The organism is Bacillus xiapuensis, from assembly GCF_002797355.1.
In the GTDB taxonomy this organism is placed as follows: domain Bacteria; phylum Bacillota; class Bacilli; order Bacillales; family Domibacillaceae; genus Bacillus_CE; species Bacillus_CE xiapuensis.
Map to the genome: position 1 here is coordinate 591,822 of NZ_KZ454939.1, position 15,346 is coordinate 607,167.

A 15,346-nucleotide genomic window follows, 5' to 3' on the forward strand; every position below is an offset into this window, starting at 1 on the left:
GGATGGCGGATAATTTTGGATTAAAAATAGGTGTCGAGGGTGAGCGAGAATTTAAGAAGGCACTCTCCGAAATCAATCAATCATTTAAGGTACTAGGTAGTGAAATGGCCCTTGTAACCAGTCAATTTGATAAAAACGATAAATCCATTCAATCGATCACGGCTCGAAATGCCGTTTTAAATAAAGAAATTGACGCACAGAAAGAAAAGATTTCTACCCTTAAGGCTGCCCTTGATAATGCCTCCTCCTCTTTCGGTGAAAATGACCGTCGTACCCAAAACTGGCAGATACAATTAAACAGGGCTCAGGCAGAACTGAACCTTATGGAACGTGAACTTGAGGAGTCTACAATTGAAGCGGATAGTCTCGGTGAAGAGTTAGAGAATTCCGGTAAAAGTGCAGAGGATGCTGGTGGCAGGTTTGAAAAGCTTGGCGGTGTACTCAAGGGAATTGGTGTGGCGATGGGTGCGGTTGCCGTTGCCGCTGGAGCCGCGGCTATTAAGTTAGGTAAAGAGGTAGTTACTCAGTTTGGAGAATTAGAACAAAACCTAGGTGGATCGGAGGCGGTTTTTGGAGCATATGCTGCATCGATTCAGAAAACTGGTGAGGAAGCCTATAAAAATCTAGGTGTTTCCCAAAGTGAGTACCTTGCAACTGCTAACAAAATGGGCGCGTTATTCCAAGGTTCTGGTATACAGCAACAGAGAAGTCTTGAGCTAACTGAAAAGGCCATGCAACGTGCGGCAGACATGGCATCTGTTATGGGTATTGATATGTCCTCGGCATTGGAGGCAGTCACTGGGGCGGCAAAGGGTAACTTTGATATGATGGATAACTTAGGTGTTGCGATGAACGCTACAAACATCGAAGCCTATGCTCTCGCAAAGGGTCTGGATTTCACTTGGAATACTGCAACACAAGCGGAAAAAGCCGAAGTAGCAATGCAAATGTTCTTTGAGAACACAGAGCAGTATGCAGGTAACTTTGCAAAAGAATCAACCGAGACAATCTCCGGTTCTATTGGGTTACTACAGGCCGCACTTGGTTCATTTACAGCTGGACTCGGTAATGCCAATGCTGATATGACGAATCTGACTGAGAATCTTGTTGATGCTTTCGAGGCGGTTGTCACTAATATTGTACCGGTTTTAGAAAATATCGTAGCCGCCTTGCCAACAGCGACAGGCGCAACATTAGCGGCGGTTGCAGACTTGCTACCAATGCTTCTTGAATTGGTTACAAATATATTCGCGCAAGTACTGGAAACAATTTTGAGCCTTTTACCCGAACTTATTCCAGCGACGGTAAGTGCTCTAATGACGATTGTCGGTGCATTAATTGATAACCTTCCACTGCTAATAAATGCAGCAATTGAATTAGTAACAGCACTTGTGGAGGGAATCGGCATAGCGTTACCACAACTCATCCCTGCGGCAGTTTCTGCAGTTATGCAGATTGTCCAAGGATTGATGGATAACCTACCACTCATTTTGGATGCCGCTTTGCAGTTGATTATAGGGTTAGCACAGGGATTGGTAGAGGCAATACCTCAGCTTACTTCTGCCTTACCGGTCATCATCAAAGCAATAGTGGATTTTATCATTGCATCTATTCCACAGATTATTGATGCGGGTATTCAATTATTGACCTCACTGGTCACAGCTTTGCCTACCATTATTACAGCAGTTGTGGAAGCAATTCCGCAAATTATCGATAGTATCATCAGTGCTGTTATTGGGTCGATTCCTTTGATTATTGATGCAGGTATCCGGCTTCTAATATCACTCATACAGGCATTGCCACAGATTATTACTACTGTTGTCGGTGCTATTCCCAAGATTGTTAGCTCGCTGGTCAATGCCATTATTGGTAACATCGATAAGATTATCTTAGCGGGTGTACAACTGTTTGTGGCACTGATTGCAAATCTGCCAAGGATAATCGTGGAGATCGTAAAAGCCGTACCGCAGATTATCTCTGGACTGGTTAGGGCCTTTACTGGCTATATCGGTCAAATGGCACAAGTGGGCGGCAATTTGATTAAAGGGTTGTGGAAGGGTATATCAGACGCAGGTGCATGGTTATGGGGTAAAATATCCGGGTTTTTCGGAAATGTTGTATCGAGGATAAAAGACTTTTTCGGTATCCGCTCCCCTTCAACTCTATTTGCTGGAATTGGCCACAACATGGGTGAAGGTATCGGTGTAGGTTTTGAGGATGCAATGACAGCAGTTTCAAGGGATATGCAAAATGCAGTACCAACCAGCTTTGATTTTAATTACAGAGGTGTATCTGGACAAGGTAATGCCACGGGTTCAAGTATCACTCAAAATATTTCAGTTGTGACACCTAAAGCTCTATCAGAAAAAGAATTAGCACGGGAGTTTAAGAACCTATCCCGTAAACTGGCACTTGAATTGTAAAGGAGGTACGGAAATGGAGCTAACATACACCAATAGAGATGGAGAGAGTATTACGCTTAAGCAAAGCCGACCGTACTTTCTTACGAAGGTAGACGGTACTGGAAATATTCGTCAAACCGTCAACACTTTCAAGGCGCCGGATCAGGATGGCGCTTTTTATATTTCCTCCACACTAGATATGCGAAACATAACGATTGAAGGTACGGTTGTTGCTGATACTCCCGATGAAGCCTTTAAAAGGAGACAACGATTCCTTCAAATATTCAGCCCAAAGCTACTAGGGACCCTTCAATACCGTGACCGACAGATATCCTGTGTGGTGGAGGAGGCAGGCTTTAGTGTTTCTAATCGGCAACGAATACCAAACTTCTTTGTCAGTCTACTCTGCCCATCCCCTTTCTTCGAGACATTAAATGAGGTGCGAGAGGAACTGGCATCATGGATACCGCTATTTGAGTTTGAATTGGAAATTCCTATGAGTGGGATGGAGTTCGGAATGCGTCAACCTAGCCAAATCATTACAGTGGAAAATATCGGGGATGTATCTTGTGGATGTGAGATTGTATTCCGAGCCTTAGGTACTGTGTCGAACCCTGAACTATTAAACATAGACACGGGAGAATATATCCGACTTCTCACTACAATGAGCGCTGGGGATGAACTTCGCGTATACACCCACTTCGCTGGTAAGCGTGTGGTCCAGATTAATGGGTCAACGATTACAAATGCTTTTTCACTGTTGGATACCAATTCGGTGTTCTTTCAACTCGCGGCAGGTCTTAATACACTACGATACGATGCTTCAGTCAATATGGAACTGCTAGAGGTTAGTATTTACTTTCGTCCGCAGTTTCTGGGGGTGTAAAGATGGAACTGTATATCTACAATTCAAACCGAGAGCTTGTGGGCATTGTGGAGTCCTTCGAGTACTTACGCTGGACGAGACGCTATTCCCAGTGTGGCTCATTTGAGTTAAAAGCGATTGCAACTTTGGAAAATACAGAACTATTAAAGGAAGGGAATATCATCTGGAAAAATGATGATGAGGAAGTCGGGATCATCGAACATCTGGAACTTTCTCAAACCGAGCATGAAATTATTACTGCAAGTGGTCGGTTTGCAACTTCCTTCCTCTCCCGCCGCATTGTTTGGCAAACGGAGAAATTGTCTGGTGATATTTCTACTTGTGTAGAGCAACTTTTAAATAATAATCTTATCAATCCTTCTGATGTAGCAAGGAAGATTGCGAACATATCCTTTTCTGCTCCAAACTTTAATGTTCCTATCAGCACACAGGTATCGTATCGAAATTTGATGGATGCTGTGACGGAACTATGTGTTGCATCGGATGTTGGCATTAAGACTGTGTTCACTCCTACTACAGGGGTTTTTACCGTAGCGTTATATATGGGAACGGAATCACAAGCTGTATTTTCAAAGGAATATGAAAACCTTACAGAACAGATTTATACAATAAGTGCTGGAGATTATGCCAACACCGCCCTTGTTGGTGGTGAAGGAGAAGGTCCAGACAGAACTTTTGTTGCAATTACAAGTGGCTCTGGTGAGACAAGGCACGAAATTTTTGTGGATGCTAAGGACTTACGGGCAGAAGACTTTGGTTTAGATTACATTGATACATTAATCTTTCGAGGTCAAAGTAAGCTGAGTGAGCAAGCCATACGCTATTCATTTGATACATCGGTCAATCCACACGGTAATTTGTCATATAAGATAGACTTCGATCTTGGGCAGACCGTCAAAGTTATTTCCAAAGCATGGGGTGTATCCATGACGACACGTATCACCGAAGTTGAAGAAACTTATGACGCAGATGGCCGGAGTATCAGTGTAGTATTCGGAAAAGCTGAATTGACAATAGCCCAAAAATTACACTCCGACTTGAGCGAGGTGAAAACAGCAATATCGGCTCCAACTGGCATATCTGAAATTGCACAGGCTTTAGGAGCAGTGGAGGATACGCTAGTAGCAGTTGAGGAAACCTTAGGCGACTTGACGGAGGTAGATTCAAAGATTCAAGGAGACAACGTAGCATCTACTATCAACAATCTGTATGGAAAACTACCTGCGCTCGAAATCAATGTTGGCGGAGGAACTATATCGATTGGACAATATGCGTTGTATTATATGAAACCTGGAGATGCCTTTTATTTCACCTCATGGAGTGGCAATAAGTTTAGTGACCAGCCAAGTGACGACGGCCATGTCTTTTTGATAAAACATAGCGGGGACAATACGGGAAATGGATATCAGCGGGCAATGGGTTTCTTTATTTCTCGCAATACGCTGACTTTCTATGTGATTTCTGTTTTCGTATTTAATAACCCTTCTGGACAAGCAAACTGGCTTAATATCAATAATGAACCTGTAACTACTGCAAGAATTGCCAATGGAGCAGTTACAGGTTTAAAAATTGCAGACCGTACAATTACAGCTACTAAAATGGTTTCTTCTTTTAGCGACTATTCAACTACAGAACAAAACACTGGGCGACTATGGATAGATGGTAAGACAATTTATCGCAAGCAAGTGAATCTTGGGACACTTACAAATACGACACCGAAAAGCGTAGCTCACGGCATATCAAACCTCAGCACTATTGTCAGTTTAACAGGCTTTGCGACAAATGGGACCGTATTCTTGCCACTGCCCCTTGCCCGGTACAACAACTTCGCATCGCAAATCGGACTCTTCGCAAATAAGACCGACATTGTAGTCGAACCAGGCAATGATAGAACTGCGTATACAGGCTATGTAGTAATAGAGTATACAAAAACGGAATAGAAGGAGGAGTGATTGATGGAAAAAAGCGGATTTTTCAATTCATCCGATGGTGATAGAGTCTATGATGCAACGGACTTCGCTGCATACTTTGGAAGCCTTGTCTCGAATGGTGTGTTTTATGCGACACCAACAAACTTACTGGTATCTCCTGGGATTGGATTAGCAGTAACCATAGCACCGGGCAGTGCATGGATTAATGGTTATAGATATGAAAATACGGATGTTTTAAATAAACCCCTTGCTACAGCAGATGGGAGCAATCCTCGCATAGACAGGGTTGTGGTTCGTTTAAGTCAAATTACGAGAAGCATTCAGCTCGCCATTGTTACTGGTACTCCAACGGCATCGCCCATAGCTCCGGAGTTGACAAGAACAAGCGATGTCTATGAACTAGGTATTGCTGATGTTCTAGTACCTTCAGCTGCTACATCGATTTCAGCAAATAACATTATTGATACTCGGTTGAATACTAGTCTTTGCGGGTTGGTAAACTCGCTAGTTTCTGCGGTTTATGAATAGGAGGTGAATATAAGTGGCGGATATTAACGGTATAACTTTGCAGGCGGGTTCTAGCCCGACCGTTCATTACACGATTACTTATACTAAAAGCCGACCTAATAATAGTCAGATGACATACAACTTCACCATATCCGCTGCGTTAGGTTCATCAGGTTCCTTTATTCGTAGTGGTTATGCATTGCTTTGCACTATGACTGTAAATGGATCTTCTTCACAAGTGCGTATTAAAGCGGCAGACGGAGATAACTGGGAAGGGACCACACCAAGGATTAGATATGTTTCGGTGACCTGTGCTTCTACTACAGGTAATGCAACCCAGCCAGTCACATTCAAAGTGGTATCTGATGGACGATTACCATTATCCTCTGGTGTGATTACCAATTCAAGCTATACGGTACTAAGTGCTCCATTGCTTACTACGGCTTGTGGAGCCCCGACATCTTGTACGGTTTCCCCGACACTTGCGGAAGGGGATGTGACTCTTTCTTGGAGTGGTGCTTCTGGGGGCATCAATAATACGATTTCTAGTTATGAGATTCAATATAGTGATTCTGCCGATAACATCACATGGGGAGCATGGACTGCTCTGACAACTGTGACCACCACAGCATCAAGTGGCAGTGTATCAGTAGCACCGCCCTCAACGCGAGGTAATTACCGAAGATTTCGTGTACGAACCCGTGGTACAGCAGGAGCTAGTTATTACTCTAGCTGGAAAGTATCCACAAACAGCGTCCGCAGGAATACGGTACCAAAGCCAGCAACGACTGCTGTTGCCTCCCCTGCGGCATATAGTAATGAGACTATCACACTTACTTGGAGCGGAGCGTCTAGCGGTACCAGTCCAATTAAGGGGTATCAAATTGCCAGTCGCACATCCACGGATAACAGCACATGGAGTGCGTGGAATGTGTTGACCATGTTGACATTGGCAGCAAGCGGTGGTAGCTATAATCCAATTGTATCGAGGACCCCAGGAACATATACACAATTTGGTATTTGGACAATTGACACATTTGATGTTTACTCAATAGAGAAAATCAGTAATAGCATTTATTGCAACATCACTGCCTGTGCAGCACCGACTGCCTGCACGGTAAGTGCAACATTATCTGAAGGAAACGTTACTCTTTCTTGGAGCGGAGCATCTGGCGGTGCAGGTAACCCTATCACTTCCTATGAAATACAGTACAGTGATTCACATGATAACATCAATTGGGGTGCCTGGTTGGCATTGGCTATAGTCAATACTTCTGCAACAAGCAGTATTTTAAATGTCAGTCCACCTGCTATACGTGGCCATTATCGTCGGTTTCGAATAAGAACTCGTGGTACGGCTGGTGAGGATTATTACTCAGACTGGACTATTTCCAGCAATACTGTTCGTAAAAACATACTGCCCATACCACCGACTATTTTTGCCGCAAACCCTCCTATATATGAAGTAAATACAATAAACCTTTCGTGGAGTGGAACGGTACCTGGAACCAGCTCCATCAAGCAATATGTTATTCAACAGGCCACTTCGATAGATGGACTAAATTGGTCTGCTTATGAAGCACTGACGACAGTTATTTCCAATGCGACTTCAGGCACTCTTCAGGTAAATGCCTCACAGGTTGCCGGTAGATATACTCGTTATCGAATCAGCGTCACAGATGCACTTGATGCAGTGTCTGCATATGTTGTTAGTAACGCGGTAAAGAAAAACAGCCCGCCTGTAGCACCGATAGTGGACTGTCCAATGTCTGGCAATTTTACTTATAATGCTACACCACGTTTTATGATCACAACAGGAATTGAACCGGATGGACAAACACAAATAATGGAGGTAAGGATTGACTCTGGTTCATGGCAAAACAGCGTAGACAATCCTGAGCGGTTTTCTGTAAGCGGCTATCTTGGTAATGGGGTCAAGACAATTTACCAAGCTGAACCGCTTTCTGCAGGTAATCATACGGTTACCTTCCGTTGTCTTGACAGTGATATCGAATCAGCAAGTATAGAAGTTGTTCGTACTTTTACGATATTGGCATTACCTTTTGAAATCATTACTCCAAATGTGACGCATGTAAAGGCAGCGCATATTCAGACGATTCGAACTGCTGTAAATAGGGTGCGTAGCTATTACAATCTATCCCCTATGACTTGGAAAGAGGAGATCATTGCAGGAAAGACCACTATTAAGAATTGGCCATTTCATATCGTTGAAATACGCAAGGCTATTGATTCGATTATTTTAATGGTTAATAGCTTTGATTCTTCCCAGGCATTCGATATACCACCTGTCACATGGCTACCTATTGGTACAGGACGACCAAAAGCGGATGTGATGCAACAAATACATGATCTAATTCAAATAATGTAAAGGTAAAATTCAGCGCTCTTGTCATTTGCAGGGGCGCTTTTCTATATGGAAATACACGAAATGGAGGTGTCTATTAATGAAAGAGATTTGGAATTGGATACAACTGGCTATTGCCGCTGTCGGTGGATTTCTTGGATGGTTTCTCGGAGGCTATGATGGATTTCTTTATGCATTGGTAGCCTTTATTGTCATCGATTATGTGACGGGATTGCTCTGTGCCATTATAGATAAAAAGCTGTGCAGTGAAATTGGTGCAAAAGGAATTTTCAAAAAGGTACTCATCTTTGCAATGGTAGGCATTGCTCATATTATTGATACACAAATTTTGGGTATTATCGGAGAGAATAGTGGTGCTTTACGCACAGCAGTAATCTTTTTCTACCTGAGCAATGAAGGAATATCGATTTTGGAGAATGCGGGTCATATTGGACTACCCATCCCAGAGAAACTAAAATCAGTTCTACAGCAGTTACATGGACGTGATCAAGAACCACGTAAGCCAGGTGATGAAGTATGATTGACATAACGAAAGCAGTAACGGTGTCCATCGGTCGTCGAGGTGAGCATCACTATCGAAATATTGAATTTGATGTATCTGGCTTATTAGAAGAAAAATACCCCAGTGCCTCTTTGAATGCAATTTTCAAAAGACCCGATGGTATTGCCTATCCAGTGGTCACGAGTTACGCTGATGGGATTCTTACCTGGTCGCCTAGTGCAACGGATACATCTATTGTCGGTGTCGGTCGTCTAGAAATAAGGGTTACTTATGGAGATGTGGTTGGAAAAAGCATTCAGATACTAACCATTGTTGAGGATGCTCTTGTTGACGGAATTGCCGAGCCGCCCGAACCTCCTGCACAGGAATGGCTTAATCAGGTTCTTTCTGCATTAGCTGAACTAGATATTAATGAAACATATAATCTATTAAACCTTATCTACAGCCTTTTAAATAATAACTATGATTTGCTAAACACCACACATGGCAGATTAAATGATACCTATGGTTTAGTCAATGATAACTATGCAATTTTAAATACAACACATAGTCTGTTAAATGATAACTATAATTTGCTAAATACCACACATGGTCTAATCGAGGATATGAGAGATACTCTATACACTCGGACTGGTATTATCCTTAATCATTTGCATCCGATAGAAACTGCTACTGCACCGGATATGGTAAGCCGGAGAGCATCCATCACATTTACGAGCATAAATAGCGGCAATAACGTAGTACTTGGCACGGTAACCTATACATTTGTTACATCCTTGGGCAGTCCGACAACAAACAATGTGCAGGTGTTAATCCAAGGCACTCTCCGCAATACTGTCAAGAAACTTGCCGAAGCCATAAGGGGTATTCAAGATGTAGCGAACATTGCATATGGGTCAGGAACATCACCAAACCCAGCAAGCACAGCCTATTGGACGAGTCGAGTTTTCTCCATTGGTGATGCTACTATTCCTTCTGGTGAGAGTCTATTCATATTGGAAAGAGCGGAAAATGCTACGACACCATTGGCCCTTACCTCTACCGCAACATCTACTATCAACGCATTTACTAGGGCAAGCTATTTGAGATATGTTTTGAGCGGTAATGCTACAGGCGGGGGCGGTATTAACAGCGTTCGAGGACCTTTGTACACATTATTGCCAATTGGTAGCGTGGTTATAGGCGGGCAGGGTGGATTGCTTTATCCAACAGCTTATGATTGTCATTTAGTTACCCTTTGCCGCCAATCGGATACAAGTGAAAAAGAACTAGACTTATATATATCAAATGATGAAGTGAACTTTACCAGAATCTCACGTAGCACACCTATAGGTGCTGATAGTTCAAACGCTGGGTTGCATATTCATATTCAAATGCGTCAAAGCCGGGTGCCTTCTGGTTATGGATTGTATATCAGTATGGGAAGTGATGGAACATCGGCGAATGCTTTTTGTGATTTGAAGTTTACCTATCATCTATACCCTGTGGCTCTTGCATCTGACACAAATTCTTGATTAGTGAGGTGACCGTAATGAATCTGCATAAGTTAATACTTACAAATAATGCCTGTTTCAAAGCAGGAAAAACAATATTGCCGAAGGGCATCATGGTTCACTCAACTGGAGCTAACAACCCGTGGCTCAAACGATATGTTGGCCCTGACGATGGCTTGCTAGGAAAGAACCAATATAACAACCATTGGAATCAAGACAAACCTGGAGGCCGTCAAGTATGTGTCCATGCCTTTATTGGTAAATTAGCAGATGGTTCCATTGCAACCTATCAAACATTGCCTTGGAATCACCGAGGTTGGCATGCTGGAGGAACTGCAAACAATTCTCATATTGGATTTGAAATTTGCGAGGACGGTTTGACCGATGCCTCGTATTTTTCTGCTGTTTACAAGGAAGCCTTGGAGCTTTGTGTATATCTTTGCAAACTCTATGGGTTTAGTGAAAAAGATATCATCTGTCACAGCGAAGGTTATAAACGAGGCATTGCCAGTAACCATGGCGATGTGATGCACTGGTTCCCTAAACATGGGAAGAGCATGGACACCTTTCGAGCGGATGTGAAGAAACTATTAAGTGCAGAAAATAAACCAGTAGACTCTGTGAAAAAGAAATATTACCGTGTGCAGATCGGTGCTTATTCTGACAGTGCAAATGCTGAGGCACAGCTTGCTAAAGCTAAAAAGGCAGGCTTTACGGATGCATTTATTAAGTATGATTAACAAATGGGGCGAGTTAAAAATCATCGAGATTCCTAAATAAAATATTAAACCGTTAGATTATCTAGCCTGTAGGGGTTCTTCCCTTGCAGGCTCTTTTTTTATGCTCTGATTCAAATTAAATTTTACAAATCCTCAACTTCGACCTGTTCCCACGGCTATTAGGTAGGAGGTGATTCTTAGTGAATCAGCACGAGGATAAAAAAGTTACTAAGATCTCGGATGAGGTTGTAGACAAAAGCACCACCGCACTTAAGAGAGTTTCACAGGAACAGTTACAATGTGAGTTTGATTATATCCAGGCAGAAAAGATGCTGAGAAAGATGCTCGAAAAAGGCTTAATAACTGAAGTGGAATTTAACAAGATAGACGCATTAAACCGCCAAACTTTCTCCCCTTTTTTAGCTGAGATAATGCCCTGGAATCGTTGATATATAAGGGTTTCAGAGGTAATATGTGACCTACCAAGAAGGAGGTGAGAGGATGAAAAAGATAACGAAAATAGAAGGAAATCTAGCCAACTCTTTTATTAAGCCAAAAACCCGAGTAGTTGCCTACTGCCGTGTTTCAACAGATAGTAATGAACAGCTAGTCAGCTTGCAAGCACAAAAGGCCCATTATGAGACCTACATAAAGGCGAATCCAGAATGGGAATATGCAGGCCTATATTATGATGAGGGAATCAGTGGCACGAAAAAGGAGAATCGCTCTGGCTTACTTAGGATGTTATCAGACTGTGAAACTGGGAGAATTGACCTAATCATTACAAAGTCCATCAGCCGATTTGCGAGAAATACTACAGACTGCTTGGAGATGGTTCGAAAACTGATAGGCCTTGGGGTTCATATCTATTTTGAGAAGGAAAATATCAATACGAGTTCAATGGAAAGCGAGTTGATGCTCTCCATTTTAAGTGGGCTTGCAGAAAGTGAGTCAATTTCCATTTCAGAAAATACGAAGTGGGCCATTCAAAGACGATTTCAAAACGGAACCTTTAAAATTTCCTACCCGCCATATGGTTATCAAAATAATGACGGTCAAATGATAGTAAACCCCAAGCAGGCTGAAGTTGTGAAGTATATTTTTGCAGAGGTATTATCGGGCAAAGGCACACAGAAAGTTGCAAATGATCTTAATCAAAAGGGTATCCCATCAAAAAGAGGTGGTCGTTGGACAGCTACTACGATTAGAGGGATTCTGACTAATGAAAAATATACTGGTGATGTTATTTTGCAAAAGACTTATACGGACAGCCATTATAATAGGCACACCAATTATGGTGAGAAAGATATGTATCTAGTAGAAAACCATCATGAGGCAATTATCAACCATGAAGATTTTGAAGCTGTAGATGCCGTTCTCAAACAGAGAGCAAAGGAAAAAAGCATCGAAAAGCGCAACAGCAAATATCTAAACCGATATGCTTTCTCTAGCAAAATTATCTGCTCGGAATGTGGCAGTACTTTTAAAAGACGGGTTCATTCATCTGGTCCAAGAAAATACATTGCTTGGTGCTGCAGTAAGCATATAAGCAATATAACGGAATGTTCTATGCAGTTCATTCGAGATGAAGATATAAAGACTGCATTTGTTACGATGATGAATAAACTCATTTACGGTCAGAAGTTCATATTAAGACCACTTTTGAATGGGTTACGTAACCAGAATAATGTAGCGGGTTTTCGTAGAATTGAAGAGTTGGAAACTAAAATTGAAAACAACATGGAGCAGAGTCAGATGCTGACGGGTTTAATGGCCAAAGGATATCTGGAACCTGCTCTGTTTAATAAAGAAAAGAATTCACTGGAAGCAGAAAGAGAAAGGCTTCTTGTCGAAAAGGATCAACTTACTCGTTCCGTCAATGGGAATTTTACAAAAGTTGAAGAGGTTGACCGTCTGCTTAAGTTTGCAACTAAGTCCCAAATGCTTACAGCCTATGAGGATGAGCTGTTTGAAAATTACGTAGAAAAGATTATGGTCTTTTCACGAGAGGAAGTGGGATTTGAATTAAAATGTGGAATCGCATTGAAGGAAAGGTTGGTGAATTAGATGGGTCACACACCCTATGGATATAGAATTGAAGATGGAAAGGCTGTTGTAGATGAAATAGCAGCAGAACAAGTAAAAGAATTATTTTCAGGATACTTGGCAGGACTTTCTTTGAAGGGTGCTACTAAAAAAGCTGGGATAGACTGCTACCATGCCACAGCAAGTAAGATGTTGCAGAACAAGCATTACTTGGGCGATGAATTCTACCCTCCAATTATTGATGAAGAGACCTTTGAAAAAGCCAGAGTAGAAAAACGAAAACGAGCAGAAAAGCTCGGAAGGATATGGGAGCCTAAAGATGAACCGGTAAGGGATTACCCTGTAAAGTTCAAAGTAAAACCTCTGGTGCAAAAATATGAAGATCCATACAAGCAGGCGGAATATGCTTACAGTCTGATAGAAAGTGAGGTGTAACAAGTGGCGGTAAGTAGGAATGTAACAGTGATTCCGGCAATTAAACGGGTTGGAAATAATAAAAATAGTGAAAGCAAACCCAAAATACGAGTGGCTGCTTACTGTCGTGTTTCAACGGATAGTGAAGAGCAGGCTTCAAGTTATGAAATTCAGATCGAGCATTATACAAAATATATTAAGAAGAACAAGGAATGGGAACTGGCAGGTATTTTTGCAGATGACGGCATCACAGGTACAAATACCAAGAAGCGTGAAGAGTTCAACCGCATGATTGAAGAATGTATGGCAGGAAAAATTGACATGATTATCACAAAATCCATCAGCCGATTTGCCAGAAACACGTTGGATTGCCTTAAATACATCCGTCAGTTAAAGGATAAAAACATAGCGGTATTCTTCGAGAAAGAGAATATCAACACCATGGATTCTAAGGGTGAAGTATTGCTGACCATCATGGCATCCCTTGCCCAACAGGAAAGTCAATCCTTAAGTCAGAACGTTAAGCTGGGAATTCAGTATCGATATCAGCAAGGTGAAGTCCAGGTCAATCACAAGCGTTTCCTTGGATACACCAAGGATGAAAACAAGCAATTAGTGATTGACCCAGAGGGTGCTGAGGTTGTTAAACGGATTTACAGAGAGTACCTTGAAGGGGCTAGCCTATTACAAATAGCTAGAGGACTAGAAGCAGACGGTATTCTTACAGCAGCAGGAAAAGCCAAATGGAGACCAGAAACACTGAAAAAAATACTTCAGAATGAAAAGTACATTGGTGATGCCCTTCTACAAAAGACATATACGGTTGATTTCCTTTCTAAAAAGCGGGTCAAGAATAACGGCATCGTTCCCCAGTATTATGTAGAAAACAGCCATGAGCCGATTATTTCAAGGGAGCTTTTTATGCAAGTTCAAGAAGAGATGGTTCGAAGAGCAAATCTTCGTGGCCGCAAAGGCGGTAAAAAGCGAGTCTATAGCAGCAAGTATGCTTTATCGAGTATTGTTTACTGCGGACACTGCGGCGATATTTACCGACGGGTACATTGGAATAACAGAGGCTACAAGTCTATTGTTTGGAGATGTGTTAGCCGATTGGAGGAAAAAGGGTCTGAATGCACTGCTCCTACCATAAACGAGGAAACATTGCAGACAGCAGTGGTCAAGGCTATTAACGAGCTTTTGGCTAACAAAGAACCCTTCCTCTCAACCTTGCAGAAAAACATAGCTACTGTATTTAATGAAGAAAATGATAATGCCACCGATGATATTGATGGCAAATTGGAAGAATTACAACAACAGCTTCTTATACAAGCAAAGTCCAAGAATGACTATGAAGATGTGGCTGATGAAATTTACCGCCTTCGAGAATTGAAGCAAAATGCACTTGCAGAGAATGCAGAGCGTGAAGGAAAAAGGCAACGAATCGCTGAAATGACTGATTTCTTAAATGAACAATCCTGCGAGTTGGAGGAATATGATGAGCAATTAGTAAGGCGGCTTATTGAAAAAGTTACGGTATTTGATGATAAGCTCACTGTTGAATTTAAATCAGGTGTTGAAATAGATATTGAGATATAGGATATCAGAAATGGCGACCAATTGAGAGGTGTTACTTCCTTGATTGGTGGCTTTTCTTATTTTACGGATTGACTTTGACTGTGAATATACGTATAATAATATCAACAATGTTGTTGATATTATTATTAATAAGGAGTGGACAACATGATTGATGTAAATGAGCTATTGGAAGAAGCTATTAGAGAAACTGAAAATCTAAATGATGGCGAAGTTTTTCTTGTTAAAGATTTATTCAAGGGATATGTGTGGAATAGGATACCCAGAAAGGATCGACTTCTGCTTGGAACGTTATTTTTAAACCATGTTAGCAAAATGAATGGTAATTTAAAGGCTATTGAAAAGACTTCATCTAATCAGCAGAGGTATAAAAAGACAATTGATAAGTTTTAACTATCTTTTGTGAAATTAAAAAAATTATAAATATGTTGAGTAGAAGCAAAAGATTTGGCTTGGAATTTTTACAG

The 15,346-nt window shown here is 41.7% G+C and carries 13 protein-coding genes; all 13 read left to right on the top strand.

Features of this window, described 5'->3' with window-relative positions:
* Positions 1 to 2 precede the first annotated feature (2 nt).
* The 13 genes from CEF20_RS02900 (at position 3) to CEF20_RS02960 (ending at position 15,272) form a co-directional block, all read left to right on the top strand.
* Positions 3 to 2,423 carry a phage tail protein gene (locus CEF20_RS02900; RefSeq protein WP_100330409.1) on the top strand — a complete coding sequence of 807 codons (2,421 nt, stop codon included), beginning with the start codon at positions 3 to 5 and terminating at the stop codon, positions 2,421 to 2,423.
* Positions 2,424 to 2,436: 13 nt separating this feature from the next.
* Positions 2,437 to 3,288 carry a phage tail family protein gene (locus CEF20_RS02905; protein ID WP_040303594.1) on the top strand — a complete coding sequence of 284 codons (852 nt, stop codon included), beginning with the start codon at positions 2,437 to 2,439 and terminating at the stop codon, positions 3,286 to 3,288.
* A gap of 2 nt (positions 3,289 to 3,290) precedes the next feature.
* Positions 3,291 to 5,228, top strand: a complete 1,938-nt coding sequence (locus CEF20_RS02910) for a siphovirus ReqiPepy6 Gp37-like family protein (protein ID WP_100330410.1) — start codon at positions 3,291 to 3,293, stop codon at positions 5,226 to 5,228.
* 15 nt (positions 5,229 to 5,243) lie between these two features.
* Entirely contained in the window at positions 5,244 to 5,747 is a 504-nt protein-coding gene (locus tag CEF20_RS02915; protein WP_019155104.1) for a hypothetical protein, read from the top strand.
* Between the two features lie 13 nt (positions 5,748 to 5,760).
* The gene (locus tag CEF20_RS02920; RefSeq protein WP_100330411.1) at positions 5,761 to 8,115 is read left to right on the top strand and encodes a fibronectin type III domain-containing protein; all 2,355 of its coding nucleotides are present in this window, start codon (positions 5,761 to 5,763) and stop codon (positions 8,113 to 8,115) included.
* A 76-nt stretch (positions 8,116 to 8,191) separates the two neighbouring features.
* Positions 8,192 to 8,632, top strand: coding sequence for a phage holin family protein (locus CEF20_RS02925; protein ID WP_100330412.1), 441 nt, complete (start codon positions 8,192 to 8,194; stop codon positions 8,630 to 8,632).
* On the top strand, positions 8,629 to 10,128 hold the full coding sequence (locus CEF20_RS02930) for a hypothetical protein (RefSeq protein ID WP_100330413.1): 1,500 nt from the start codon (positions 8,629 to 8,631) through the stop codon (positions 10,126 to 10,128). The genes CEF20_RS02925 and CEF20_RS02930 overlap by 4 nt, the downstream gene beginning before the upstream one ends.
* Before the next feature lie 17 nt (positions 10,129 to 10,145).
* Positions 10,146 to 10,847 (top strand): N-acetylmuramoyl-L-alanine amidase, encoded by a 702-nt coding sequence (locus CEF20_RS02935; RefSeq protein ID WP_063442141.1) that lies wholly within the window; start codon positions 10,146 to 10,148, stop codon positions 10,845 to 10,847.
* 179 nt (positions 10,848 to 11,026) lie between these two features.
* On the top strand, positions 11,027 to 11,275 hold the full coding sequence (locus CEF20_RS02940; protein WP_100330414.1) for an SHOCT domain-containing protein: 249 nt from the start codon (positions 11,027 to 11,029) through the stop codon (positions 11,273 to 11,275).
* Between the two features lie 52 nt (positions 11,276 to 11,327).
* On the top strand, positions 11,328 to 12,893 hold the full coding sequence (locus CEF20_RS02945) for a recombinase family protein (protein WP_100330415.1): 1,566 nt from the start codon (positions 11,328 to 11,330) through the stop codon (positions 12,891 to 12,893).
* Positions 12,894 to 13,307 carry a recombinase family protein gene (locus CEF20_RS02950; protein ID WP_027625356.1) on the top strand — a complete coding sequence of 138 codons (414 nt, stop codon included), beginning with the start codon at positions 12,894 to 12,896 and terminating at the stop codon, positions 13,305 to 13,307.
* Positions 13,308 to 13,334: 27 nt separating this feature from the next.
* A complete protein-coding gene (locus CEF20_RS02955; RefSeq protein WP_456297909.1) occupies positions 13,335 to 14,882 on the top strand; it encodes a recombinase family protein in 1,548 nt (515 codons plus the stop codon).
* A gap of 144 nt (positions 14,883 to 15,026) precedes the next feature.
* Positions 15,027 to 15,272 carry a single-stranded DNA-binding protein gene (locus tag CEF20_RS02960; RefSeq protein WP_000567889.1) on the top strand — a complete coding sequence of 82 codons (246 nt, stop codon included), beginning with the start codon at positions 15,027 to 15,029 and terminating at the stop codon, positions 15,270 to 15,272.
* The last annotated feature ends 74 nt before the right edge of the window (positions 15,273 to 15,346 follow it).